21 protein-coding genes are annotated in these 23,804 nt (G+C 59.4%); 16 read left to right on the top strand and 5 right to left on the bottom strand.

The window, feature by feature from the left end; all coding sequences use genetic code 11:
• Positions 1-73: 73 nt before the first annotated feature.
• The 12 genes from waaF to NAV32_RS02025 all read left to right on the top strand — a co-directional run bounded on the left by waaF (position 74) and on the right by NAV32_RS02025 (position 13,320).
• Complete coding sequence (waaF, locus tag NAV32_RS02080) at positions 74-1,123, top strand: lipopolysaccharide heptosyltransferase II (protein WP_256051126.1); 1,050 nt, start codon at positions 74-76, stop codon at positions 1,121-1,123.
• Positions 1,124-2,125: a lipopolysaccharide heptosyltransferase I gene (gene waaC, locus NAV32_RS02075; RefSeq protein ID WP_256051125.1), complete on the top strand. Its 1,002-nt coding sequence runs from the start codon at positions 1,124-1,126 to the stop codon at positions 2,123-2,125.
• Positions 2,125-3,246, top strand: a complete 1,122-nt coding sequence (locus NAV32_RS02070) for a glycosyltransferase family 4 protein (RefSeq protein WP_256051124.1) — start codon at positions 2,125-2,127, stop codon at positions 3,244-3,246. The genes waaC and NAV32_RS02070 overlap by 1 nt, the downstream gene beginning before the upstream one ends.
• A 70-nt stretch (positions 3,247-3,316) precedes the next feature.
• The gene (rfaP, locus tag NAV32_RS02065) at positions 3,317-4,129 is read left to right on the top strand and encodes a lipopolysaccharide core heptose(I) kinase RfaP (RefSeq protein ID WP_256051123.1); all 813 of its coding nucleotides are present in this window, start codon (positions 3,317-3,319) and stop codon (positions 4,127-4,129) included.
• Positions 4,129-4,863, top strand: coding sequence for a lipopolysaccharide kinase InaA family protein (locus NAV32_RS02060; protein ID WP_256051122.1), 735 nt, complete (start codon positions 4,129-4,131; stop codon positions 4,861-4,863). Before rfaP ends, NAV32_RS02060 begins: the two co-directional genes overlap by 1 nt.
• A complete protein-coding gene (locus NAV32_RS02055; RefSeq protein ID WP_256051121.1) occupies positions 4,860-5,606 on the top strand; it encodes a lipopolysaccharide kinase InaA family protein in 747 nt (248 codons plus the stop codon). The genes NAV32_RS02060 and NAV32_RS02055 overlap by 4 nt, the downstream gene beginning before the upstream one ends.
• Entirely contained in the window at positions 5,603-7,027 is a 1,425-nt protein-coding gene (locus tag NAV32_RS02050) for a lipopolysaccharide kinase InaA family protein (protein ID WP_256051120.1), read from the top strand. The genes NAV32_RS02055 and NAV32_RS02050 overlap by 4 nt, the downstream gene beginning before the upstream one ends.
• A gap of 163 nt (positions 7,028-7,190) precedes the next feature.
• Positions 7,191-8,945, top strand: a complete 1,755-nt coding sequence (locus NAV32_RS02045) for a carbamoyltransferase family protein (protein WP_256051119.1) — start codon at positions 7,191-7,193, stop codon at positions 8,943-8,945.
• Complete coding sequence (locus NAV32_RS02040) at positions 8,932-10,044, top strand: glycosyltransferase (protein ID WP_256051118.1); 1,113 nt, start codon at positions 8,932-8,934, stop codon at positions 10,042-10,044. The genes NAV32_RS02045 and NAV32_RS02040 overlap by 14 nt, the downstream gene beginning before the upstream one ends.
• A gap of 301 nt (positions 10,045-10,345) precedes the next feature.
• The gene (locus NAV32_RS02035; protein WP_256051156.1) at positions 10,346-11,302 is read left to right on the top strand and encodes a glycosyltransferase family protein; all 957 of its coding nucleotides are present in this window, start codon (positions 10,346-10,348) and stop codon (positions 11,300-11,302) included.
• A gap of 94 nt (positions 11,303-11,396) precedes the next feature.
• Complete coding sequence (locus tag NAV32_RS02030; RefSeq protein WP_272890080.1) at positions 11,397-12,167, top strand: glycosyltransferase family 2 protein; 771 nt, start codon at positions 11,397-11,399, stop codon at positions 12,165-12,167.
• Positions 12,154-13,320: an O-antigen ligase domain-containing protein gene (locus NAV32_RS02025; protein WP_256051117.1), complete on the top strand. Its 1,167-nt coding sequence runs from the start codon at positions 12,154-12,156 to the stop codon at positions 13,318-13,320. The genes NAV32_RS02030 and NAV32_RS02025 overlap by 14 nt, the downstream gene beginning before the upstream one ends.
• 180 nt (positions 13,321-13,500) lie before the next feature.
• Here the strand turns inward: NAV32_RS02025 and NAV32_RS02020 are convergent, their stop codons facing one another.
• Positions 13,501-14,403: a glycosyltransferase family 2 protein gene (locus NAV32_RS02020; RefSeq protein ID WP_256051116.1), complete on the bottom strand. Its 903-nt coding sequence runs from the start codon at positions 14,401-14,403 to the stop codon at positions 13,501-13,503.
• 137 nt (positions 14,404-14,540) lie between these two features.
• Positions 14,541-15,179 carry a toluene tolerance protein gene (locus tag NAV32_RS02015; protein ID WP_256051154.1) on the bottom strand — a complete coding sequence of 213 codons (639 nt, stop codon included), beginning with the start codon at positions 15,177-15,179 and terminating at the stop codon, positions 14,541-14,543.
• A 109-nt stretch (positions 15,180-15,288) separates the two neighbouring features.
• On the opposite strand from NAV32_RS02015, the gene msbA reads away from it, so the two are divergent.
• The 4 genes from msbA to hldE all read left to right on the top strand — a co-directional run bounded on the left by msbA (position 15,289) and on the right by hldE (position 20,914).
• Complete coding sequence (gene msbA, locus NAV32_RS02010) at positions 15,289-17,106, top strand: lipid A export permease/ATP-binding protein MsbA (protein ID WP_256051115.1); 1,818 nt, start codon at positions 15,289-15,291, stop codon at positions 17,104-17,106.
• 9 nt (positions 17,107-17,115) lie between these two features.
• On the top strand, positions 17,116-18,012 hold the full coding sequence (locus NAV32_RS02005) for a GNAT family N-acetyltransferase (RefSeq protein WP_256051114.1): 897 nt from the start codon (positions 17,116-17,118) through the stop codon (positions 18,010-18,012).
• Between the two features lie 2 nt (positions 18,013-18,014).
• Positions 18,015-19,409 carry a PIG-L deacetylase family protein gene (locus tag NAV32_RS02000; RefSeq protein WP_256051113.1) on the top strand — a complete coding sequence of 465 codons (1,395 nt, stop codon included), beginning with the start codon at positions 18,015-18,017 and terminating at the stop codon, positions 19,407-19,409.
• Positions 19,410-19,492: 83 nt separating this feature from the next.
• A complete protein-coding gene (gene hldE / locus NAV32_RS01995) occupies positions 19,493-20,914 on the top strand; it encodes a bifunctional D-glycero-beta-D-manno-heptose-7-phosphate kinase/D-glycero-beta-D-manno-heptose 1-phosphate adenylyltransferase HldE (RefSeq protein WP_256051112.1) in 1,422 nt (473 codons plus the stop codon).
• Positions 20,915-20,938: 24 nt separating this feature from the next.
• Here the strand turns inward: hldE and NAV32_RS01990 are convergent, their stop codons facing one another.
• From NAV32_RS01990 to NAV32_RS01980, 3 genes are all read right to left on the bottom strand, one after another.
• Entirely contained in the window at positions 20,939-21,226 is a 288-nt protein-coding gene (locus NAV32_RS01990; protein WP_256051111.1) for a helix-turn-helix domain-containing protein, read from the bottom strand.
• On the bottom strand, positions 21,227-22,552 hold the full coding sequence (locus NAV32_RS01985) for a type II toxin-antitoxin system HipA family toxin (RefSeq protein WP_256051110.1): 1,326 nt from the start codon (positions 22,550-22,552) through the stop codon (positions 21,227-21,229). It abuts the gene before it with no gap.
• Between the two features lie 257 nt (positions 22,553-22,809).
• Positions 22,810-23,697 carry a metal ABC transporter ATPase gene (locus NAV32_RS01980; RefSeq protein WP_256051109.1) on the bottom strand — a complete coding sequence of 296 codons (888 nt, stop codon included), beginning with the start codon at positions 23,695-23,697 and terminating at the stop codon, positions 22,810-22,812.
• Positions 23,698-23,804 lie beyond the last annotated feature (107 nt).

Below are 23,804 nucleotides of genomic sequence, written 5' to 3'. Positions count from 1 at the left end.
ACTGGAAGCCGGACGCCGGAAGTGAAATGCTTCTGGCACCTGCTTCCAGCTTCAAGCTTATGACTTCCAGCTTATGAATATTCTGATCGTGGGTCCCAGTTGGGTTGGCGACATGGTGATGGCGCAGACGCTGTTCGCCTGCCTGAAACAGCGCCATCCCGACTGCCGGATCGACGTGCTGGCACCCGAGTGGAGCCGGCCCATTCTCGAACGCATGCCCGAGGTGCACCAGGCCCTGAGTTTTCCGCTCGGTCATGGCGTGCTGGATCTGGCCGCGCGGCGCAAGATTGCGCAGGGACTGCGTGGTCAATACGAGCAGGCGATCCTGCTGCCCAACTCACTGAAGTCCGCGCTGGTGCCGTTCTTTTCCGGCATTCCCAAGCGCACCGGCTGGCGAGGAGAGATGCGTTACGGCTTGCTCAATGACATGCGCAGGCTCGACAAGCAGCGCTACCCGCTGATGATCGAGCGCTTCATGGCGCTGGCCTTCGAGCCGGATGCCGAGTTGCCTCAGCCATATCCGCAACCGCGTTTGCAGATCGACGAAGCCAGCCGCACAGCGGCGCTCGCCAGGTTTGGCCTGGAGCTTGATCGCCCGGTGCTGGCGCTGTGTCCCGGTGCCGAATTCGGCGAAGCCAAGCGCTGGCCTTCCGAGCACTACGCCGCTGTGGCCGAGGCAAAGATTCGTGCCGGCTGGCAGGTCTGGTTGTTCGGCTCGAAGAAGGATCATCCGGTGGGTGAGGCGATTCGCGACGAGCTGATCCCGGGCCTGCAGGAAGAGGCGGTCAATCTGAGTGGTGAGACCAGCCTGGCCGAGGCCATCGACCTGATGTCCTGCGCCACGGCGGTGGTGTCCAATGACTCCGGTCTGATGCACGTGGCGGCTGCGCTCAACCGACCGCTGGTGGCAGTCTATGGCTCGACCTCGCCGCAGTTCACGCCACCGTTGGCCGATCAGGTGGAGATCGTCCGCCTGGGGCTGGAATGCAGCCCCTGCTTCGACCGTACCTGCCGTTTCGGCCACTACAATTGCCTGCGCGATCTGCATCCGCAGCCGGTGCTGGATGCGCTGCAACGCCTGGCCGGCGATCCGCTGGCCGACCCGCTGCCGCTGGAGCACTGAGTGCGCGTTCTGCTGATCAAGACCTCGTCGCTGGGCGATGTCGTGCATACCTTGCCGGCGTTGACCGATGCGCAACGGGCGATCCCCGGCATCCAGTTCGACTGGGTGGTCGAAGAAGGCTTCGCCGAGATTCCCGCCTGGCATCCGGCCGTGGCCCAGGTGATTCCAGTGGCCATCCGTCGCTGGCGCAAAAACCTGCTACAGACCCTGCGTACCGGCGAATGGCGGCGCTTCAAGGAGCGTCTGCGTGAAACCCGCTATGACCTGGTCATCGATGCTCAGGGCCTGCTGAAAAGTGCCTGGCTGACCCGTTACGTGAAAGCGCCGGTGGCCGGTCTGGACCGCGACTCGGCGCGCGAGCCGATGGCGTCGCGCTTCTATGATCGCCGCTATACCGTGCCGCGTGATCAGCACGCACTGGAGCGAGTCCGGCAGCTGTTTGCTCAGGCGCTCGGTTACGCGCTGCCACAGGCTATCGGCGATTACGGCCTCGATCGCGCCCAGCTGGCCGCGCCTGGCGAGGAACCCTATCTGCTGTTCCTGCACGGCACTACCTGGCCGAGCAAGCACTGGCCGGAAGCCTATTGGCGCGAGCTGGCCGAGCGCATGAGCGCTTTCGGCTGGGCGATTCGCCTGCCCTGGGGCAATGCCGAGGAAAAGGCCCGCGCCGAACGTATCGCCGACGGTATCGCCGGTGCTTCGGTATTGCCCCGGCTGAATCTTGGCGGCGTGGCCAAGGTCATTGCCGGCGCCCGCGCCTGCGTGGCGGTGGATACCGGCCTCGGTCATCTTGCCGCAGCCCTCGATGTGCCGAGCATTTCGCTTTACGGCCCGACCCTGCCGGGTCGCGTGGGCGCCTACGGTCGCTCGCAGGTGCATCTGTGTGCCACCGGCCCGAATGCCGGCAAGGGCAATCGCCACACACCCTGTTTCGACGACCTGCTGCCCGAGCGCGTCGCCAGCGAACTCAAGGCCCTGTTGCGGTCATCGGAGACAACCTGATGCAATTGGCCTTTATCCTTTACAAGTATTTTCCCTTCGGCGGGCTGCAGCGCGATTTCATGCGCATCGCGTTGGAGTGTCAGCGTCGTGGGCACCGCATTCGTGTCTACGCGATGATCTGGGAGGGCGAGGTGCCAGAGGGCTTCGAGGTGCTGATTGCGCCGGTCAAAGCTCTCTTCAACCACACCCGTAATGAACGTTTCACTGCCTGGGTCGAGGCTGATCTGGCGCAGCGTCCGGTGGATCGAGTGGTGGGGTTCAACAAGATGCCGGGTCTGGACGTCTACTACGCCGCCGATCCCTGCTTCGAGGACAAGGCGCAGACCCTGCGCAATCCGGTCTACCGCCGCTGGGGCCGCTACAAGCACTTTGCCGAGTACGAGCGCGCGGTGTTCGCACCCGAGTCGAAGACTGAGATTCTGATGATCTCCGAGGTGCAGCAGCCGTTGTTCGTCAAGCACTACGGTACGCCCGCCGAGCGCTTCCATCTGTTGCCGCCAGGCATCGCTGCGGATCGCCGCGCGCCGGCCAATGCGGCTGAAATACGCGCCGGGTTTCGCGAGGAATTCGAGCTGGGAGCCGATGAGCTGGTGCTGGTGCAGATTGGCTCCGGCTTCAAGACCAAGGGTGTGGATCGCAGCCTCAAGGCGCTCGCTGCGCTGCCCCGTGGACTGAGGAAGCGCACGCGATTGCTGGTGATCGGTCAGGATGATCCCAAGCCCTTCAAGCTGCAGGCCAAGACGCTGGGCATTTCGAGCATGGTGGAGTTTCTCAAGGGGCGTAGCGATATCCCGCGCTTTCTGCTGGGTGCCGACCTGCTGATCCATCCCGCCTACAACGAAAATACCGGCACCGTGCTGCTGGAGGCGCTGGTTTCCGGCCTGCCGGTGCTGGTCACCGACGTCTGCGGCTACGCCCACTATATTGAGGATGCCGACTGTGGCCGGGTCGTGCCCAGCCCGTTCGAGCAATCCACGCTGGACCGCATGTTGGCGCAGATGCTGGAAGATGATGCGCAGCGGGTCGTCTGGGGCCGTAATGCGCTGCGCTATGCCGACAGCGCCGATCTTTACAGCATGCCGCAGCGGGCCACCGATGTGATTCTCGGGGAGCAGGTATGAGCGGGCACGCTATGGCTGCCCACCCGGTAGGAGCGGGCCATGCCCGCGAAGCTTTTCATAAGGGGCGCGCGTGTCTACAAAGCTGATTCTCGCTGAACCCTTCAAAACGCTTTGGCACGCCAAGGATGCCTTCGTCGAAGTCGAGCAGTTGCAAGGCGAGGTCTACCGCGAGCTGGAAGGCCGCCGCACCCTGCGTACCGAAGTCGACGGGCGCGGCTACTTCGTCAAGATCCACCGCGGCATCGGCTGGGGCGAGATCGCCAAGAACCTGGTCACCGCCAAGGCGCCGGTACTCGGTGCCGGTCAGGAGTGGCGAGCGCTTCAGCGTCTGCATGAAGCCGGCGTACCGACCATGACCGCAGTGGCTTATGGCCAGCGTGGGGGCAATCCGGCGACCCAGCACTCATTCATCATTACCGAAGAGCTGGCGCCGACCATCAGCCTCGAAGACTTTTCGCTCCACTGGCATGAACGGCCGCCATTACCGGCACTCAAGCGCGCACTGATCGCCGAAGTCGCACGCATGGCCGGGACCATGCACCGTGCCGGCGTCAATCATCGGGACTTCTATATCTGCCACTTCCTGCTGCATACCGACAAGGCCGTAACGGCCGATGATTTCCGCCTCTCATTGATCGATCTGCACCGCGCCCAGGTCCGCGCCACAACCCCCCACCGCTGGCGCAACAAGGATCTGGCCGGGCTGTATTTTTCGGCACTGGACATCGGCCTGACCCGTCGCGACCGCCTGCGTTTCCTGCGAGATTATTTCAACAAGCCACTGCGCGAGATTCTGCGTGACGAAGCGGCCTTGCTGAGCTGGCTGGAAGGCAAGGCGGAACGGCTTTACAGACGCAAGCAGCGTTATGGGGGTGTGCTCTGATGGCGTGCTGGACTCTGCTGCCGGCCTACACCGTGCTTGCCGATGACTTTGCCAGTCTGGATGCCGTCTTTGCCCTGCAGGGGGAGCGGCTGACCTCTGACCCGCTGTCGGAAGTGATTCGCATCGAGCGCAACGGCGTGCGCTATTACGTCAAGCGCTACTGGGGTGCCGGCAAGGGTCTGCGACGTTTTATCGGTCGGCCACGGGTCAAGGCTGAATGGCAGAATCTCAAGCTGTTTCACCGTTGGGGCATACCGACAGCGCCAATCGTGGCGTACGGTCTGGAGCGTCGCGCTGGTCTGTTCTTGCGTGGGGCGCTTATTACGCGCGAGCTGGAGCAGACCGAAGACCTGGCCTTGCTCGCAAACAACCATGACGCTCGCCTCAAGGATCCGCGCTGGGTACGGGAAGTCAGTCAACAGGCGGCGCACTCGACACGCACCATGCACGAACACCGCTTTGCCCATAACGATCTCAAATGGCGCAATCTGCTGGTCGATCCGCAGCGTCGCCTGTATCTGATCGACTGCCCGACCGGCTCGTTCTGGCGCGGGCCTTTCCTGCAGCATCGCATCGTCAAGGACCTGGCCTGTCTTGACAAGGTTGCGAAGTATCATCTGAGTCAGACCCAGCGTCTGCGCTTTTATCTGCAGTACGCCCAGCGCGAACGGCTGACGGCGAACGACAAGCCGCGCATCCGCCAGATCGTGCATTACTTTCAGGGACGAGAATGAACGATTTCATTGCCGAGCGTGATCGGGCAGTGCTCGAAAGCAATGGCCTTGCCAGCTTTGATGCGCTCTGGGCGCTCCGGCTGGAAGCGGTGGACGAGCCCAATACCGAGCGCGGAGGCTGGAGCAGTGTCTACCGGCTGGAGCTGGGCGAGACGGCTTATTACCTCAAGCGCCAAAGCAATCATCTGACCCGCAGTCTGCGGCATCCCCTTGGCGAGCCCACCTTTGCCCGCGAGTTTCGCAACATCCGACGCTATCAACAGCTGGGCATTCCGACCCTGCAGGCAAGCTTTTTCGGTTGTCGCAGGCTCGCTGGCGAGCAGCGGGCGATTCTGCTGACGCGGGCGCTGGATGGCTGGGAGGATCTGGATGACTGGTTGAAGCGCTGGCCGCAACTGGACGAGGCCCGCCGGCAGGCAATCATTCGCGCTGTCGGCGAACTGGCTCGCGACCTTCATCAGGCCGGGCAGGTACACGGTTGCTTCTATCCCAAGCATGTTTTCCTGCGTGAGCTGGACGGTCGCTGGCAGGCTTGCCTGATCGACCTGGAAAAGACCCGTCCCCTTCTGTTGGGGCAGCGGGATCGGATCAAGGATCTGGAGCCGCTGGTTCGTCGTGCGCGCTGTATGGGCGAGGAGGGTGTGCGTGGGTTGCTGGCCGCCTATCTGGATGATCAGCGGGCTGTCGAATCCTGGTTCCAGCGACTTGTTCAGCGCCGCAAGAACAAGGAAGCACGCGGATGAATCTGTCTGCTCTGGCCTCCGCCGGGCGAATGCCGGCCTTGCCTATACGGCTGGAACTACCCGATTTCGGCGTGCTTGATATCACCTGCTGGCTGCGCGTGTTGCCGGGGCAGCGTTATGTCGGTCGAGCCTTATGGGGCGGGCGCACGGTGCTGGCCAAGCTGCTGGTTGGCCCCAAGGCGGGCCGGCATTATCAGCGTGAGCGCGACGGTGCCGGCCTGTTGGCTGCCCAGGGGTTGCCGACGCCGGCGCTGGTGGCTGAGGGTTGGGAGGACGGCGAAGGTGGATGGTTGCTGTTCGACTGGCTCGACGAAGCTGAAAGCCTCTGGGATGCCTGGCGCTCCGTTGCCGGCCAGCAGGTGCTTTCGGACGCCCAGCGGAGCGTACTCGGTGAAGCACTTGAACTGATAGCCCAGATGCACGCGTGCGGGCTTTGGCAGGACGATCTGCACCTCGATAATCTGTTGCGCACAAGCGAACAGCTGTTCGTCGTCGATGGCGGCGGAGTCAGGAGTGAGACACCGGGCCGCCCACTGTCGCGCGACCGGGTGGTGGAGAATCTCGGGGTGTTCTTCGCCCAGTTACCTGCTGAGTTGGAGCCTTTCATCGAAGAGCTGCTGGTGCATTATCTGCTCGCCAACAGCGAGCATGCACTGCCGCTGGAAGCCTTGCTCAAAGAGATGCACAAGACGCGCAACTGGCGGCTGAACGACTATCTGAAAAAGGTCGCGCGCGACTGCAGTCTGTTCAGTGCGCGCATCGGGCCTTTCGGCGCCCAGGTGGTGCGGCGCGAAGAAGAAGCAAATCTGCAGGCGCTGCTCGCCGATCCTGATGCTTTCATCGCACAGGGCACGCTATACAAGGGCGGCGGCACGGCCACGGTGGCGCGGGTCGAGCTGGATGGACGGGCGCTGTTGATCAAGCGCTACAACATCAAAGGTTTACTGCACTGGCTCAAGCGCTTCTGGCGTCCGAGCCGGGCCTGGCACAGCTGGGTCGAAGGCAATCGTATGGACTTCCTGGGTATCGCCACGCCCCGGCTGCTCGCGGTGAAGGAGCGGCGCTGGTTGTGGTTGCGTGGCAAGGCCTGGCTGATTACCGAGCTGCTTGCCGGAGAAGACCTGATTGCCCGCTGGCAGCCGTATCTGAACAGCATGCCTCCCGAAGAGGAGCTGCAGGCGCTGGATAGGCTTTTTGCCAGGCTGATTGGCGAGCGCATCAGCCACGGTGATCTCAAAGGGCATAACCTGTTCTGGGAGAACGGTCGCTGGACGCTGATCGATCTTGATGCGGTACAGCAGCACAGCAGTGCCGCTGCCTTTGCGCGCGCTTATGCAAGGGATAGGGCGCGGCTGCTGCGCAATTGGCCGTCCGATTCGGCGCTGTATCGCCTGCTCGACGAGCGTTTGCCCCGGCTGTGAAGGCTCGATTTAGTGCGTGCCGTTCGGCGATGCGCCGTTCGTCCTGATGCTTCGAGGCGGGTCGTGCCGGTATAATTCGCGCTTTGCATGCGGCCACCCATTGGGGCCGTGTTTATTTGGTTCGTGATAGCATCCGGCTATCACCTGTTCAAGAGGCTTCTCCGTGGCCCTGACGATTCTCGGCTTGTCCGGCGCTCTCAGTCATGATCCTTCCGCAGCGCTTTATATCGACGGCAAACTCATCGCCGCCGTGGAAGAAGAGCGTTTCGTGCGCGACAAGCATGCCAAGAATCGCATGCCCTACGAGTCGGCAAAATTCTGCCTGGAGCAGGCCGGCATCAAGCCGTCGGACGTTGACGTGGTGGCGATTCCCTTTGCGCCCATCAGCATTTTCGAGAAGGCTCGCTGGCACTACGCCAAGCGCTACTGGTACGCCCCGGATCGTGCGCTTGACGCCATCCTCATGGGTAACCGGCGCTACTACCGCTACAAGAAGCGCATCGAGTGGTGCCTGCAGCAGCTCGGCTTCGACCTGAAAAAGGTCAAGCTGCAGCCGGTCGAGCACCACCTGGCTCACGCCTCCAGCGCCTATCACTGCTCGGGCTTCACCGAGAAGACCGCGATCCTCGGCATCGACGGCAAGGGTGAATACGCCACCACCTTCTTCGGCTGGGGCGAGAACGGCAAGATCCACAAGATCAAGGAATTCTACGACCCGGATTCCCTCGGCGGACTCTACGGCGCGATCACCGAATACCTCGGTTTCGAGATGCTCGACGGCGAATTCAAGGTCATGGGCATGGCGCCCTATGGCGATGCCGCCAAGTACGACTTCTCCCGTTTGGCGACCTTTGAGAACGGCGAGCTGACTATCAACACCGACTACGCCAACGTCATCGGCTTCCGTCGCTACAAGGAAAAGGGTAAGGGTTACTACTTCTCGCCCAAGCTGATCGACTGGCTCGGCCCGAAGCGCGAAGGCGACATCGCCGACGATCCCTACATCCACTATGCAGCCAGCATGCAGGCGCTGTTCGAGAAGCTGGCGCTGCAGATGATGGAGCACTACCTGGGCGACATCATCCGCGAGACCGGCAAGATCGCCTTCGCTGGCGGCTGCGCGCTGAACGTCAAGCTCAACCAGAAGATCATTGCTCGTCCGGACGTGAAAGAGCTGTTTGTCCAGCCCGCCTCCGGCGATGCCGGAACTGCGGTTGGCGCCGCCGCCTACGTCTCGCACCAGCGCGGCGTGCCGGTGGAGAAGATGGAGCACGTCTACCTTGGTCCGTCCTACTCCAACGAGGACGTGATTGCCGCCTGTGCCAAGCACCCGAACAAGCCGGTGTTCAAGCAGATTGCCAACACGCCTGAGCGTATCGCCAAAATCATGGTCGACGGCAACCCGGTGGCCTGGTTCCAGGGTCGCATGGAATTTGGCCCGCGAGCCCTCGGCGGTCGCTCGATCATCGGCTGCCCGAGCATTCCAGGCGTGGCCGATCGCATCAACGAGCAGATCAAGTTCCGCGAACGCTGGAGACCCTTCTGCCCGTCGATGCTCGACACCGTGGCCGAGCAGATGCTCAAGGTCGATCACCCGAGCCCCTTCATGACCTTCACCTTTGAAGTCAATGATGAGTGGAAGGAGCGCGTCAGCGAAGTCGTCCACGAAGACGGCACCTCCCGCGCCCAGGTCCTCGAACGCCGCCACAACCCGCGCTGGTATGACCTGATGCTGGAACTGGAAAAACTCACCGGCAACGGCGTCTCGCTGAATACCTCACTCAACCGCCGTGGTGAGCCGATGATCTGCTCGCCGACTGATGCGTTGAACATGTTCTACGGGTCGGATCTGCAGTACCTGATCATGGAGGATGTGTTGGTGGTGAAGGATGACAAGGATTGGTATGACAGCGTCTGAGCAGTGGGTGTTGCAGTTCTGCCACGGTTACGATGGTCCCTTCCTTGATTGCGCGCGGCAGTACGCCGCGCTTTTCGTTGGAACGCCATACAAGGTTTGCACCGTATATCTGACTGGCGCACCCAGTGATGAAGTTGTCAAAGGGTCGGCTTCGGACGAAGTGCTGTTTCTCAACTACAGCAGCCGCGACGTGCGTGGGCTGAAGTTGAAGGCTATCCGTGATATTCGCCGTATCGCCGCAACACGATACTTTGCGCTTTGCATCGCGCATCGTTTCAAACCTGTCTACGTGGCATTGCTGGGAACCGATCTGCCGGTAATAGGCGTGCACCATGCTTTTGGCGACTACAAGCGACGCTCTAGAAAACTGTTCGCTAATTTTTTCAAAAGTCGACTATCCCTGCTCGGCGTCTCCAACGCTGTGCGCGACGATATTCGTGCCTGCTTGCCAAGCTGGTCTGCTGAGCGGATTGAAACGCTCTATAACCGAATCGATATCGAGGCGGTGCAGGCCGAGCAGGTGTCTCGCGAAGTTGCTCGCGAATACCTGGGCTTGCCGCAGGACGCCTGGGTGGTCGGCAATGTCGGTCGTCTGCATCCGGACAAGGATCAGGCGACGCTCATACGTGGCTTCGCCCAAGCACTACCGCAACTGCCTACAGGCAGCCTGCTAGCGATTATGGGCAGAGGCCAATTGGAGGCTTCGTTAAAACATCTCGCCGCCGAGCTGGGCGTATCTGGGCAGGTACGCTTTCTCGGCCAAGTAGCCAATGGCCGGCGCTATTTTAAGGCCTTTGATGTGTTTGCTCTGACCTCCGACCATGAGCCCTTCGGTATGGTACTGCTAGAGGCGATGGCGGCAGGGGTGCCAGTGGTCTGCTCGGATTGTGGCGGGGGGCGTGAAGTTGTGGAGGGGGCCGGGATACTGTTTGAACTGGCCGACAGTCATAGCCTGGCGCGAGTCTTGAGACAGCAGATTGCTGCGCCATGCGAGAGCCAGGTTGCCGCTGCGAAGTTACACGCTTTTTCGGATGAAAAGATTCGTGCCGTCTTCTGGCAATTGCCAATGGTGGTCCGGCAGCGCTTATTGGCAGATTAGGTGTTGCTATGTGTCTATTAGCTAGCGCGTCCCCTGCCTATGATGCAAATAGACTTCAGAGATTATTGATTGTGCTTAAAGCGCTTAGAGCAATCCCTCGCAGATGTTGGTTGCACACAACGTGGTTAAAGCTGGTTATAGATATCCATACCTTGACGAGTAAGGTGGTGCGATGGAAGAGGGGCTTCTTGGATGAGGCTGAGCCTTTTTATTCTCTGTAGTAGTGACAGGCGACCGAGTTCAGCCGCCGAGGCTGTCATGAACTTCCTTTGGCTGAGCGCCGAGTAGACGGATGAATATATTGAAAGTCCTATTTTTGGTTCAAGCTGAACAGCGGGCGATCCTGGACCGTCTTTACGAAAGTGTTCAGCACCACTGCGATTGCGATATCCGTTGGCTGGGGCGAGAGGAGCAGGCAAATCTGCGCCGTTATTTCCGTCTGCACGTGGATGTGACCCGCTATGACCGCATCCTGTTCTTTCTGCGATTCAAGCAGGAGATTCGCCAGGTGGACTTCATTCGCAGTGTCCCAAATCTGGTGGTTCTCGAGCATGATGCTTACCAGAACTATATACCTTGCAAGTACACCGGAAAGTTCAGCGCGTACTACCGCAAGCTGCCTTGGGTGCGAGTGATAAGCTCGGGTAGTTTCGTGACTCGACGGTTGCGAGAGGAGGGTGTGGATGCCGAGTTCGTGCCTAAGGGGTACGATCAGGCTCTGTTGCGCGATCTCGGGCGCGAGCGCGATATCGAATTGGGCTTTATCGGTAGCACCAAGAGCATCGCCTACAGTGGGCGTAAAGCGCTGCTGGATGAACTGGCGCAGCTGGAAAATTTGGTGGTGACCCGTACCAATTCAGGCGAGGATTACCTCAACGCTCTAAATCGCATCCGCTTCTTCGTTAGTGCTGATGTCGGCATGGGCGAGTACATGATCAAGAACTTCGAGGCCATGGCCTGCGGTTGTGTATTACTGGCGTACGACCAGGGTGAGGAGGAGAACCGGGCACTTGGGTTCGTCGACATGGAGAACCTGGTGCTCTATCGGACGATAGACGAGCTGCGCATCAAGCTGGCTCAACTGCGGGCCGATTCGGCCTGGGCGGCACGGATCGCAGTGAGCGGTCGGCTCCTGGCAGAGTCTCGTTACAGCTTTCAGCATATTGGTGCTGAGATCGTGCAGGCCATGCGAGCAAATTTACGTCCATCTCCACCTCCCGGCTGGTTCTGCCAGCTGCGCAATAGGCTTGGAGTTTAAGAGGGCGTGCGTATTGGGTTTTCCGCCCCATTTTCTGCTACTAGCCGCACAGGATGCCAAGAGTGCCATTCCATGGGTTTGAGAGGCCTATATCTTGATCTTTTCCAAAGACAGTGACGTCACGTTGGTAGTGACCAGTTGCGGTCGTTTCGACCTCCTAACGCAGACGCTGACCAGCTTCGATACATTCAATACCACGCCAATTCGCGAGGTCCTCATCACCGAGGATTCGGGAGACAAAGCAGTGGAAAAATGTATTCCCGAACACTGGCGACCGCATACCCGATTCATCATCAATATGCCCAAGCTGGGGCAGATGTTATCCATCGATGCCGCATATGCACTTGTTGAGACGCCGTGGATTTTTCATTGTGAAGATGATTGGGCATTCTATCGGCCAGGCTTTATTGAGGATTCGATGACTCTGCTCAAGGCGGACCCGCAGGCATTGCAAGTATGGCTGCGTAGCTTTAGCCATGACCTCCAGGTGCACAGCCCGTACGTTTTTCTTGAGCAGCGCCAGATAATCGACGGCATTGCTTTTTACCGGCTCGGCTCACACAAGCCTGAATGGCAAGGGTTTTCCTTTAACCCTGGACTGCGACGCTTGGCCGATTATCAGCAACACGCGCCGTATTCGAGCCATGGCGGCGAGAAGAACCTGTCGCGCCTGTTCGCTTCTGAAAACCGTTATGCGCTCATTCTTGAGAGTGATGCCGTTCTGCATACCGGTTTCGGCGAGCATGTCGAGGTCCCGGAGGAAAAAGTCAATAAGTTGCGGCGCAAGCGCAGGGAGCGGATAAAGTTACTTGGTACTTTTGTTCTTGGACTTATCGTGGGATGGATGCTCAATGTTATTGGCTGAAGGCAGTTTGAGTCGGCGGATTTATTCTCGTTACTTTAGCGTCGTATTGGTTTTGTTCCTGCTGAGTTACATTCTCCTGAACTCTGCTAAATGGACGAACAATATTTTCTACGCGCTGCTCGCTTTGCCGGGCTTGTTCTTCTTGCTCAAGGAGCGTGGTGCAGGCTTGCTTGGTCAGCCACTGGCGTGGGCTTGGTTGGTATTTTTGCTCTGGTTCCTGGTGCCCGCAGTTATTGCCGGAGATCCACAGTTTTATAAACATATCCTCTATGTCACTTTATTTGTGTTTGTGGTGGCGGGGTTTGCCGATCCTGTGTTCTTGCGTAGCGGTTCTTTCGCTCGTGCACTGTTCTGGGTTATCGCGCTGTATATTTTTGCCAGTGCTGTATATAACTGGAGTACTGGTATATTTATATTTGGGCAGCGTGTTGGGCTGCTGCCTGGGCGTATGGAGAATGTAATTTATGTCAGCATCTGGCTGTTCTGCGCGCTGGGCTTGGCGATGCCGACTTGGGAGCGCGAGCGCCGTTGGATGGAGGCAGTATGCGCGGTGGTGATATCGTTGGTCGCAGTAGCGTTCGTGCTACAGACGCGTACAGCCTTGGTTGGGGCGGCGTTCCTGTTCGGTTTGTGGGCACTTTACGGCGTCTATCGCTTCCCTCGCCGTGGATCGATTGTGCTGCTGGTAGCCGTCGTTTTGTTTAGTCTGGCACTCTGGCTGGTGCATGATGAAGCCTGGTTTCAGTCGTTGCTCGCCCGGGGGGACTCTTACCGTATTGATCTGTTTCGTATCATGACGGGTGAGTGGGGTAATTGTGGATGGGCCTTGGGGTGTGGCGTCGACTTCCAAACCTCGCAGACCCTGGCGGGAGGCATGCCCATTCAGCACCCCCACAATATCTTCGTTGCGTTGGGGCTTTATACCGGTGGCATCTCTTTAATACTGTTCATGGTCGTGATGGCAATGACGTTGTGGCAAGCCTGGCGCGGGCGTGATCCGTGGGGAGTCTACCTAGCCTGTTCGTTGGTAATGCTCAATTTCGACGGTAGCAAGTTGATCGGAAACCCTGACGAGCTGTGGCCTCTTGTTTTGTTGCCGGCAGCATTGATATTGGGGCGGACTATTCGGGAGCGGAACGCTTCGGCGGTCTGATTCTGCCAAGTCTCTAGGCAATGGCACCAGCTCCCTGCCAAGACCGCTCAGGTCAAGACTGCGCTGCATGAGTCGAAAGAAGCGGCTATCAATCGGCCCGACTCATGCAGGTTAACTATCCTGCTGGTGCAAGTAGCTGGACCTCAGGGTTAGTCTTCTTCCGACGCTTCCCCTTGCTGGTCATCGATGAAGCACGAGGCGCTTTAGGCGTTTGAGTGTTGTCCAGTTGTACTGGCGTAGCGGAATGGTACGCAACAGGCTCCAAGCGTACTTCTTGTCGGCAACAGCCGCATACTTCAATGCCTTATTGACCAGTACCGTCCTGCCCTTCTGGTATCCAGGGTGCGACTGGTAGGGAGCCATCGCCAGCATATCGGCATCAAATAGCACCTTGAATCTTCTGGACAGGTTGTTCGGGTGTCGACGGTAACGTGTGACACACATTGGTAGTTCGTGTACTTCGTAACCCTTGCTGGCGATTCTGAGTGTAATCTGGAAGTCCTGAACTTTTATGTTCGGGTCGTAGAACTGCGCCGCTTGTAAGGCTTCCATGCGATAAAGCGCGCCGGGTGCACCGATGACCACGGCTTCGCTAACAATTCGGTCAAAACTGAATTTCTTCACCTGGGTGCGGTGCTGACTTTTGATATCTGTCCCGTCGCTGTCCATGTAAGCAATCAAAGCGCCTACGCAGCCTACTCTGGGGTGCTCATCAAGGTATCTGGCCCTGACACTGAGCGAGTGTGGGAGCATGATGTCGTCCAGGTCCGGCGTGGAAACATAGACGCCCCTGGCTAGTTTGAGCCCATTATTTAGCGTCGCACTAACACCCTGGTTTTGTTGGGACAGGAGCTGGAAATTGTAAGTGCTTTGCAGTCTTCGAAGCATGGCCAGGCTGCTATCCGTCGAGCCATCATCAACGATGATGACTTCGAAGTGGGGATAGTCCTGAGCAAAGATGCTTTGTAGTGCATCTTCCAGATACTTCTCGGCGTTGTAGCAAGGGGCGACGATTGAGATCAGCGGCTGCGGTTTGGCGGATTGCGAAAGCGGCTGTAGTCGTTCTTGTGGCTCTGGCGTCATGGTGTAGAGATATGCCTTAAATCTGCCCCCTCTTCAGAGGCTATTGCTGATCGACAATGATTTCAAAGTGGCATCATGATGCATCCTGATGCCAAAGTCGAAAAAGCTACCTCTGGCCCAGGCCCGTCGACTCCGTTCTAGTGCAGCACTGCAGCTAGCTCCGTGGCATCGCAGACTGACTGGTTGGCTAGGTAGCTGCCAATAAAAAAGCCTCCATCCTGGCTCAGCAGCCACTGGCGATCTTTTTCGTAACGGAGCATGTGTTTGAAATTGCGTAGCCGCAGTGACCGTGGCAGCGCCGTTTTGCGTACGTGCAAATCGGCGACGTCGATCAATCCTAATTCACCCTCGGGCGTCAGAACTATGTTGCCCAGGTGTGCGGAACGAAAATAAATCCCCTGTTCGTGGAGTCTGGCGAGCAACTGACCGAATTGTGCTTTCAGGTGGTCGGCTTGCTCGACCTCGCCCAGTAATTGGCGCAACGTGTGCCCGGGTAGAGGGTCGTAATGCACGGCGTCGCGGGCGATTCCGCTGATTCGAAAGACATCACGGACGTGTGGGCAGAGGATGTTGCGCTCGGTCAATGCCTGACAGTTGTCGGCAAAGCGCTGAGCATAGGGATACCAGAGTGCGGACGATATAAGGCGCTTGCGCCGAAATAGCTTCAGGAATGATCCATCTGCCAGGCGCAGCACTTTGTCGCCCGAACCGTCGGCTTCAAGTACCTCTGCCCCTTCACGCAGGGCGCTATATTGGGCGTAGTCAAGCGTGCGCATGGTCATTCAAGGGGGGCCTGATCAGCAGTAGGTCGGCTATCTTACCTGCTCAAAGAGGCCTTATTAAGGCTGTGATAGAATTGACGCCTTTTTTTGATGACGGCTCCCTATGGCTTCTCCAATTTCATCTGCCCCTTCGAGCCTGAGCATTTACCTGCGGCTGCTGACGTACGTTCGACCTTATATCGGTATGTTCGTAGTCAGTATCTTGGGCTTCCTGATATTCGCCTCCACCCAGCCGATGCTCGGCTACATCCTCAAGTTCTTTGTAGACGGCCTGAGTAATCCGGATGCCGGGTTGTTCGTTAGGGTGCCTTGGTTGCTAGAGCATGCGCCTTGGATTGCTGAGCTCAAGCTGCTACAGGCCGTGCCTTTACTGATCGTGCTCATAGCCCTGCTGCAGGGAGTCGGTTCCTTTCTTGGCAATTTCTTTCTGGCCAAGGTCTCACTGGGGCTGGTACACGACCTGCGTGTGGCGCTGTTCAACAACATGCTGACGCTGCCCAATCGCTATTTCGACAGCCATAACTCCGGCCATCTGATTTCGCGTATCACCTACAATGTGACCATGGTCACCGGTGCTGCGACAGATGCGATCAAGGTGGTCGTCCGCGAAGGGATGACGGTGATTTTCCTGTTTGCCACCCTGCTGTGGATGAACTGGAAGCTGACGCTGGTGATGGTGGCGATCCTGCCGTTGATTGGTGTGATGGTCTCCAGCGCCAGCAAGAAATTTCGCAAGCAGAGCAAAAAGATTCAGGTGGCGATGGGTGATGTGACGCATGTTGCCTCAGAGACCATCCAGGGTTACCGGGTGGTGCGCAGCTTCGGTGGCGAGCCTTACGAGCAGGCGCGTTTTCTGGCGTCCAGCCAGGACAATACAGGCAAGCAGCTGCGTATGGTGAAGACCAACGCGGTCTATACCCCCAGCCTGCAGCTGGTGATCTACAGCGCCATGGCGGTCTTGATGTTTCTGGTGCTGCTGCTGCGCGGTGATGCCTCGGCGGGCGATCTGGTGGCCTATATCACCCTGGCCGGCCTGCTGCCCAAGCCGATTCGCCAGCTCTCGGAAGTGAGCTCCACCATCCAGAAAGGCGTTTCCGGCGCTGAAAGTATCTTCGAGCAGCTGGATGAAGAGCCTGAAATCGATACAGGCACGATCGAGCGAGAGCGTATTTCCGGGCGGCTGGAGGTTGAGGGGCTCAGCTTCGTCTACCCAGGCACTGACAAGCAGGTGCTGCACGACATCAGCTTCACCGTCGAGCCAGGCCAGATGGTGGCGCTGGTCGGGCGCTCGGGCAGCGGCAAGTCCACCCTGGCGAACCTGATCCCACGCTTCTATCACCATGACCGGGGGCAGATTCTGCTGGATGGTGTTGAGGTCGGTGATTACACGCTCCGTAATCTGCGCAGGCATATCGCCCTGGTTACTCAGCAGGTCACGCTGTTCAACGACACGGTCGCCAATAATATCGCGTATGGCGATCTGGCCGGCGCGCCGCTTGAAGATATCCAGCGTGCGGCTCGCGATGCCTACGCCGATGAATTTATCGAGCAGATGCCGCAGGGTTACCAGACCCAGATTGGCGAGAATGGTGTGCTGCTTTCCGGAGGTCAGCGCCAGCGTCTGGCCATTGCCCGTGCGCTGCTGAAGAACGCGCCCGTGCTGATTCTGGATGAGGCGACTTCCGCGCTGGACACCGAATCCGAGCGACATATTCAGGGTGCGCTGGATCATGTGATGACGGGTCGCACCACGCTGGTCATTGCCCACCGCCTGAGCACCATCGAGAAAGCCGATCTGATTCTGGTCATGGAGCAGGGGCGGATTGTCGAGCGCGGCAGCCATGCCGAGCTGCTTGCGGTCAATGGTGCCTACGCCAGGCTTCACGCCACGCAGTTCAAGGACGAAGAGTCTGACAAGTAGGGATACTGAATGCTGCAGTTTATTCAGCGCTGGCGCGAACGCGGCTGGCGCACTATTGATGCCCCCACCTATGCCGAGATCTGGCAGCGCTATGGTGGCAGTGTTGCCACACATCCAGACGTCGTCGAACGTCTGGCCCGTCTTGCCAATATTCCGGTGCGCTATCTGGCTTGGGAACGGCAGGGCCAATGGGTCGCTGCGATCCCTTGCTGGGGGCGGTATCTGGCGCTTTCCAAGGATGTTCTGAAAAAGACCGGCAAACGTGGCCTGTTCGATCTGGGTAATGCTGAAATCATCCTGCCGGTTGCTGAGCAGGTCGGTGTGCCGGTACGTCAGCGCATGCGTTACGTCTCCGAGCTTAATTCTGGCGCGATCAGTACATTGCGCGAGCAGCCGGAGGGCCTGGCCTTGGCCCGTGAGCCGGAACAGTATTCGAAGAAGTTCCGCTACAACCAGCGGCGCGAGCAGCGCTTGCTGGAGGAAGCGGGCGGTGTATTGCGTCCGATGCAGGATTTTTCCCCGGCAGAGCAGGCGGCGATGTATGCCGATCTTTTTCAGCGCCGCTGGAATTTCGAAGCGCCCGGCAAGGCGCATCTTCATGAAGTGTTCGACCTGCTGCGGGAATTCATGACCGGTTCGGTGGTGCTGCTCGACGAGCAACCCATCGCCATCCAGGTGCTCTACCGGGTCGAGTCGCCCAAGTGGGTATCGGTCGAGTACATCAACGGGGGCGTCGATCCCCAGCAGCGCGACTTCAGTCCTGGCAGTGTGCTGAGCTTCGTCAACACCCAGGCGGCCTGGGCTGAGGCGCGTGCGCTGGGCAAGCCACTGCGTTATTCCTTTGGCCGTGCGGACCGTGAATACAAGGACCGCTGGTGTAACCGGGTTCCGGTCTTTCAGGTGTAAGTATGGACACGCGCAAACAAAAGCTGTTGCGGCAGCATCGTCGTGACAAACGTATTGCAATGCTGACGGCGCTCGTCGCGCTGCTGGTGATAGGCGTGACCGTCAGCTTCTGGCTGGTGCCGCTGCTGGTGGTTCTGGGCTGGATTGCCCACGAGGCGTGGTTTGCGGATCACCTGTTCTATCGTCCGCAGGAAGATTACCGTTACGAGTTCCCCCCGAATGCCGTGCAACTGGACGGACGTATCGAGCGTGGTTGTCTGCACCTGGCCGGTGACTTGCCTGATGGCGAAACGCTGATTCTGGAAGTGCAGCTCAAGGCGACCTGGGCCGGACGCCTGCGTGACCCGCGGGTGTATATCGGTGGGGATCGCCAGGATTTCGAGCGCGGCGTAAGAGGGCGGCGCTATCTGAACCTGTCCGGCCAGCAAGAGGCGTTGCGGGCGGGTTCGCTGCGTTTCGATAGCCGCTACTGCCGCCTGGGTGCCGAGGTCAGGCTGCATGCCATGCGTAACCCCGACTATACGCAGCGGCGGGTGCTGATTATCGCGCCCCATGCCGATGACGCCGAGCTGGCGGCCTTTGGTCTCTACAGTCATACCGGGGAGGTGGCCATCGTCACGCTGACCCAGGGTGAGATTGAGGCTGATAACTACCGCCGCCTTGGCCTGGACAGCACTGCTGCGGCGCGGCTCAAAGGCCGGCTGCGCACCTGGGGCAGCCTGGCTGTGCCGCTGTGGGGGGGCGTGGCGCAGCAGTACTGCGTGCAGCTTGGCTACTACTGTTTGCAACTGTCGGCGATGGAGGCCATGCCTGAGCGGGTCTTTGGTTCTCGTGAGTCGAGTGAAACCGACATACGTACTGTGAGAGCGCACAACCCGTTGCAGCTGCCAGGGGACCGCGACGGACAGCCTACGTGGGAGAACCTGCAGGCCGATCTGCGGGCTCTGCTCGCGCATTTCCGTCCCGAGGTGGTGATCACCCCTCACCCGGAGCTGGATCCGCACGCCGATCACGTTGCCGCAACCCGTGCGCTTCGTCAGGCAATAGAGGAGGGGGAGTGGAAACCCGAAGCCCTTCTGCTCTACGCCAATCATCTGCACGACAACGATCGCTGGCCCATGGGGCCGGCTGGCTGTGGTATCGCCCTGCCGCCGGCTATCGAGCCTTTGCCGGCTGATCAGCTGTGGAGCCCGACGTTGAGTGCCGAGACACGGCTGGACAAGGCCATGGCGCTGGCCATGCAGCATGACCTGCAAGTACCTCTACCACTCAAGAAGCGTCTGCGCCGGAGTATTCAGCGCATTCTGGCGGGTCGTCGCTGGCCGACAACTGGGGACGACGAGTTCTTTCGCAAGGCGGTACGTCGCCACGAGCTGTTCTGGGTCCGCAAGCTGTAGCGGGCCTGGGGCTCTGCGCTGACTGGCGTTTTCCTTCCACATGCTATGATCACCGCCGTTTTTTCCTGCCCGCCGGAGCCTTCATGAAGCTGTCCATGCCCCGTTTTGACCAAGCCCCCGTTCTGGTAGTGGGCGATGTCATGCTTGATCGTTACTGGCATGGCGGCACATCGCGGATTTCGCCGGAAGCGCCAGTGCCGGTGGTCAAGGTCGAGCAGATCGAGGATCGCCCCGGTGGCGCGGCCAACGTGGCGCTGAACATCGCAGCGCTGGGCGCGCCGGTGGCGCTGGTGGGGGTCACGGGTGAAGATGAAGCCTGCCAGAGCCTGTCTGACAGCCTGGCGGCAGCCGGTGTGCAGGCGCATTTCCAGCGTCTCGATCATCAGCCGACCATCGTCAAACTGCGGGTCATGAGCCGTCATCAGCAACTGCTGCGAATGGATTTCGAAGAGCCCTTCGACACCGATCCGGCGGCGCTGCTGGGTGAGGTCGAAAGCCTGCTGGCCGGGGTCAAGGTGCTGGTGCTGTCGGACTACGGCAAGGGTGCGCTGAAGAATCATCAAGCGCTGATCCAGGCCGCACGCGGTCGTGGCATCCCGGTACTGGCCGACCCCAAGGGCAAGGACTTTGAAATCTATCGCGGCGCCTCGCTGATCACGCCGAACCTGGGCGAGTTCGAGGCCATCGTCGGGCGTTGCGCCGATGAGGCCGAACTGGTGGCCAAGGGTGCCGCGCTGATGCGCAGTCTTGAACTGGATGCGCTGCTGGTGACCCGTGGCGAGCACGGCATGACGCTGCTGCGCCCTGACCAGGCAGCATTGCACCTGCCGGCACGGGCGCGCGAAGTATTCGATGTGACGGGTGCCGGCGACACCGTGATTTCCACCCTGGCTGCCGCGCTGGCTGCCGGCGCCGAGCTACCGCAAGCTGTGGCGCTGGCTAACCTGGCTGCCAGCATTGTCGTCGCCAAGTTGGGTACTGCTTGCGTCAGCGCCCCTGAATTGCGCCGCGCCATACAGCGTGAGGAAGGCTCGGGGCGCGGCACCATGACGGTCGAGCAGTTGCTGACCGTGGTCGAGGATGCACGCGCTCAGGGCGAGAAGATCGTCTTTACCAATGGCTGCTTCGACATCCTGCACGCCGGGCATGTGACCTATCTGGAGCAGGCCCGCGCTCAAGGTGACCGGTTGATTGTTGCGGTCAATGACGACGCATCGGTCAGCCGCCTGAAAGGGCCGGGGCGCCCGATCAATACCGTGGATCGACGCATGGCTGTGCTGGCCGGACTGGAAGCGGTGGACTGGGTGGTGTGCTTTGCCGAGGACACCCCGGAGAGCCTGCTGGCTCAAGTACGCCCCGATGTGCTGGTCAAAGGCGGTGACTATGGTGTCGATCAGGTGGTCGGTGCCGAACTAGTCAAAGCCTGGGGCGGCGAGGTGCGCGTTCTGGGCTTGGTGGAAAACAGTTCGACCACGGCCATTGTCGAGAAGATTCGTAAGGCGTAAGGCAGGTTCAACCTGCCGATGGTCTCAAGCCTTTGGCAGTTCTGTGGAATGCCTCGGCTTCGATACGATGCCGACCTGCATGCCGAAGGGGCTGAATACGCTGTTCAGCGTGTGCAGGGTTGGGTTGGCCTCATCCTGTTCCAGCTGACGCAGCGCGCGCAGAGACAGCTTGCACATCTGGGCGAACCTGGCCTGTTGCAGGCCGGTGACTTCCTTGCGCAGCCTGCGGACGGCTTGACCAATGGTGATATCGCCGGCAGCCAGTTGCGTCCGTATTTCCGTCAGGGTGCGGTCACGCTCTGTAATCTCCATTCAGATGAGCCCCCAGCTGGTGAGACGCTGAGGCAGGTTGCGTAGCGCGATACGCGGATGATTCATGGTTGCCTGAGGCACGCCTTCATCAGTTAGCAGGTCGGGTAAGGCCATGAACTGTCGTGCAGCTGCTCTGAGCCGCTCGAACAAGGCTTCTGAATCGGTCCATGACACCACCGCATCACAGGCTTTGCGCCAGTCCACCTCGCCAGCCAGTTCAATGGGCTGCGGCCACTTGGTCGTGCGTGTCACGCCTTCATCGTCCATAACCATGGGAGCCAGGTCATAGATAGGTGCCAGTTTTACGCCCTTGTCCGTGCGCAGAATCGATGTGTTGCGGCCATGGTTGTCTGAGTTGCCCAGAATCAGGTTCAGCAGATCGCGTTGCAGATACTCAAATACCAGATCGCCGACCTGCTCGCCTTGTCCCGCACTTTGCCAAAGCTCGACGAGCTGTTGCAGCACGTGGATGTGCGACAGATAGCTGCCAGGTTCGGTCACGCTCGTCAGCGAATACATGGATTCGACGGCAGTTCTGTCAACGCCATTGACGGTGACATTGCGATCGAAGCGCTGCATCCACAAGCTGGGCTTGCGCGCTTCTTCCAATGACAAACCTTCAGCGTCAACGGTATTCATCCCCAGCTTCTGGATGCTCCGGTAATAGCAGAATTCGCTGCGCAGAATATCCTGGTCGGTCTTGTTGGCTTTGTTGCGTGCGAATTTTACAAACCAATGCCGAGTGACTTCTGCATCAGGCAACGCGGCATCGGGGTGTAGTGCCCCCTGCCGATCTTCGGTCAAAAGTAGCTTGGGCGCCTCACCGCCTGCGCCAGTGGCGCCACCGATGGCGGCGCCTTGCTCGTAGGCATACTCAAGGAAGCGTGCGTCGCGACTGACGACGTCGTCCCGCGAGAAGCCCAGCATCGGGCTACCGGCGATAGTTTCTGCCGCCTCCTTGATGCGTAGGTTACCGATTGGCGCCGGTGTGCAGCGACTCAGCAGAAAAAGATCAAGATCGAGTTCCTCGGGGCGCTCACCTGCCAAGCGTTTGAGCAGGAATCGACGAGCCGCTCCTGAAGGCAGAATGTCGAAGAGGAAACTCGGGGCATGGGGGAGGCGCCAGAGATCCCAGCCCAGCGGTAGTGTGGCGCTAACCGCATCGCCCAGCCGGCTGCCCATGTTATCCAGAACATCAACGAGATATTCCTGCCTATAGGCATAAGAACAGGCGCCGGCTAGCCCCAGTTCGGGTCGTCCAAAAGTGAGCTGCATGGCATCGTGCCATGCATGGTTTGTATATATCTGCAGCGTGAGTGGATACATGTTTGCTACCGGCATCAAACTGCCTAAAAAATAGCCCGACGCACTATAAAAGGCAATAAAATACCTTTTATATCGTTATCAAGGTGGAGAAAGGGTATTGTAATGCCCGCTCTATCGGATTTTTGATGGCGCCATTAGCAATCTTGTGCGCGACATAGCCGTCTGCTTTCGTGGGAACGGGCCATGCCCCTTAAGGATTCCGAGCCCGAGCATAGGCTGAGCACCGCTTCGCAGGCATGGTCAGCTCCTACAGAATCTCAGCGCACCACGTTGACCGACCTGGCCGCCCACCAGTCCTTCCAGCGAATTCTCTCTTCATGCACCACCCAGTCGTTCTGCGGCGCAAAGCTCTCCGAGAACCACAGCCCCCGCGTACTCACAGTAATGAACTGACCATCCCGCAGTTGCAGCAGTTGCGCCTGCGGCTGGCCCTGATGCAGGGGAATCAGGTACAGGTCCGCCCGGCTTCGATCCAGGCGCGCCACCAGTTGCTCGCCTTCAAGGCGTTCGTCCACATGGAACAGGCTGAGCTGGCGCACCTCTTTCGGTATTTCGAGGTGCATGTCGTAAACCAGCTGCAAGGATGCGGTCGGCAGATGAACGTAGGCGCGCGGGCGCTCCATCAGCATTTGTTTGCCACAGTGCACCGGACGTGTTGCACCCGATAGCGGCGCGAGCTTGAAGTGGACTGCTTCTCGATAAGGCAGGCTGCTCTGGTAGGGCGTGGGCAGCCATGTATCGCCGAAGCGCCCCGCAAGCCAACCTTCGGGCGTTTCCAGCAGGCATTCCTCGGCGATTTCCTGAATGGCGGTGAGCAGCGGCAGGTTCAATTCATGCGCTGGGACGTAGCCGGAAATCAGCTTGAGCACCACGTCGCCCCGGTCCAGACGCCGCTGACGGACCAGCACCCAATATTCGCGACCTTGCAAGCTGAGGGTCAGACGTACCGAGACGCCGAGGTTGGCCAGTTCGATGGCGAAAGCGTTGGTGTCGGGGACGCTCACTGGGCGGCGACGTTCGATCACTTCACTAAAATTCAGCGGCCTGCCAAGGCTCTGATAGCTGAGGCTGTCCGGGCCGGCTTCGACAAGCAGTGGCAGGGTCTTGAATGCAGTGGGGCTCTTGCGTGCCAGGACTTTCGGCATGTGACAGCCTCCGGGATTCTGATAATCGGGTCATGTTTCATCGACTCGACGAGCGAAGGTGAATCCAAGCTACGGCCTGGCGTAGGGTGGATCACGCTTCACCGATC

Source organism: Stutzerimonas stutzeri, from assembly GCF_024448695.1.
GTDB classification, from domain to species: Bacteria; Pseudomonadota; Gammaproteobacteria; order Pseudomonadales; family Pseudomonadaceae; genus Stutzerimonas; species Stutzerimonas stutzeri_T.
This window is presented reverse-complemented; position numbering and strand designations above follow the sequence as displayed.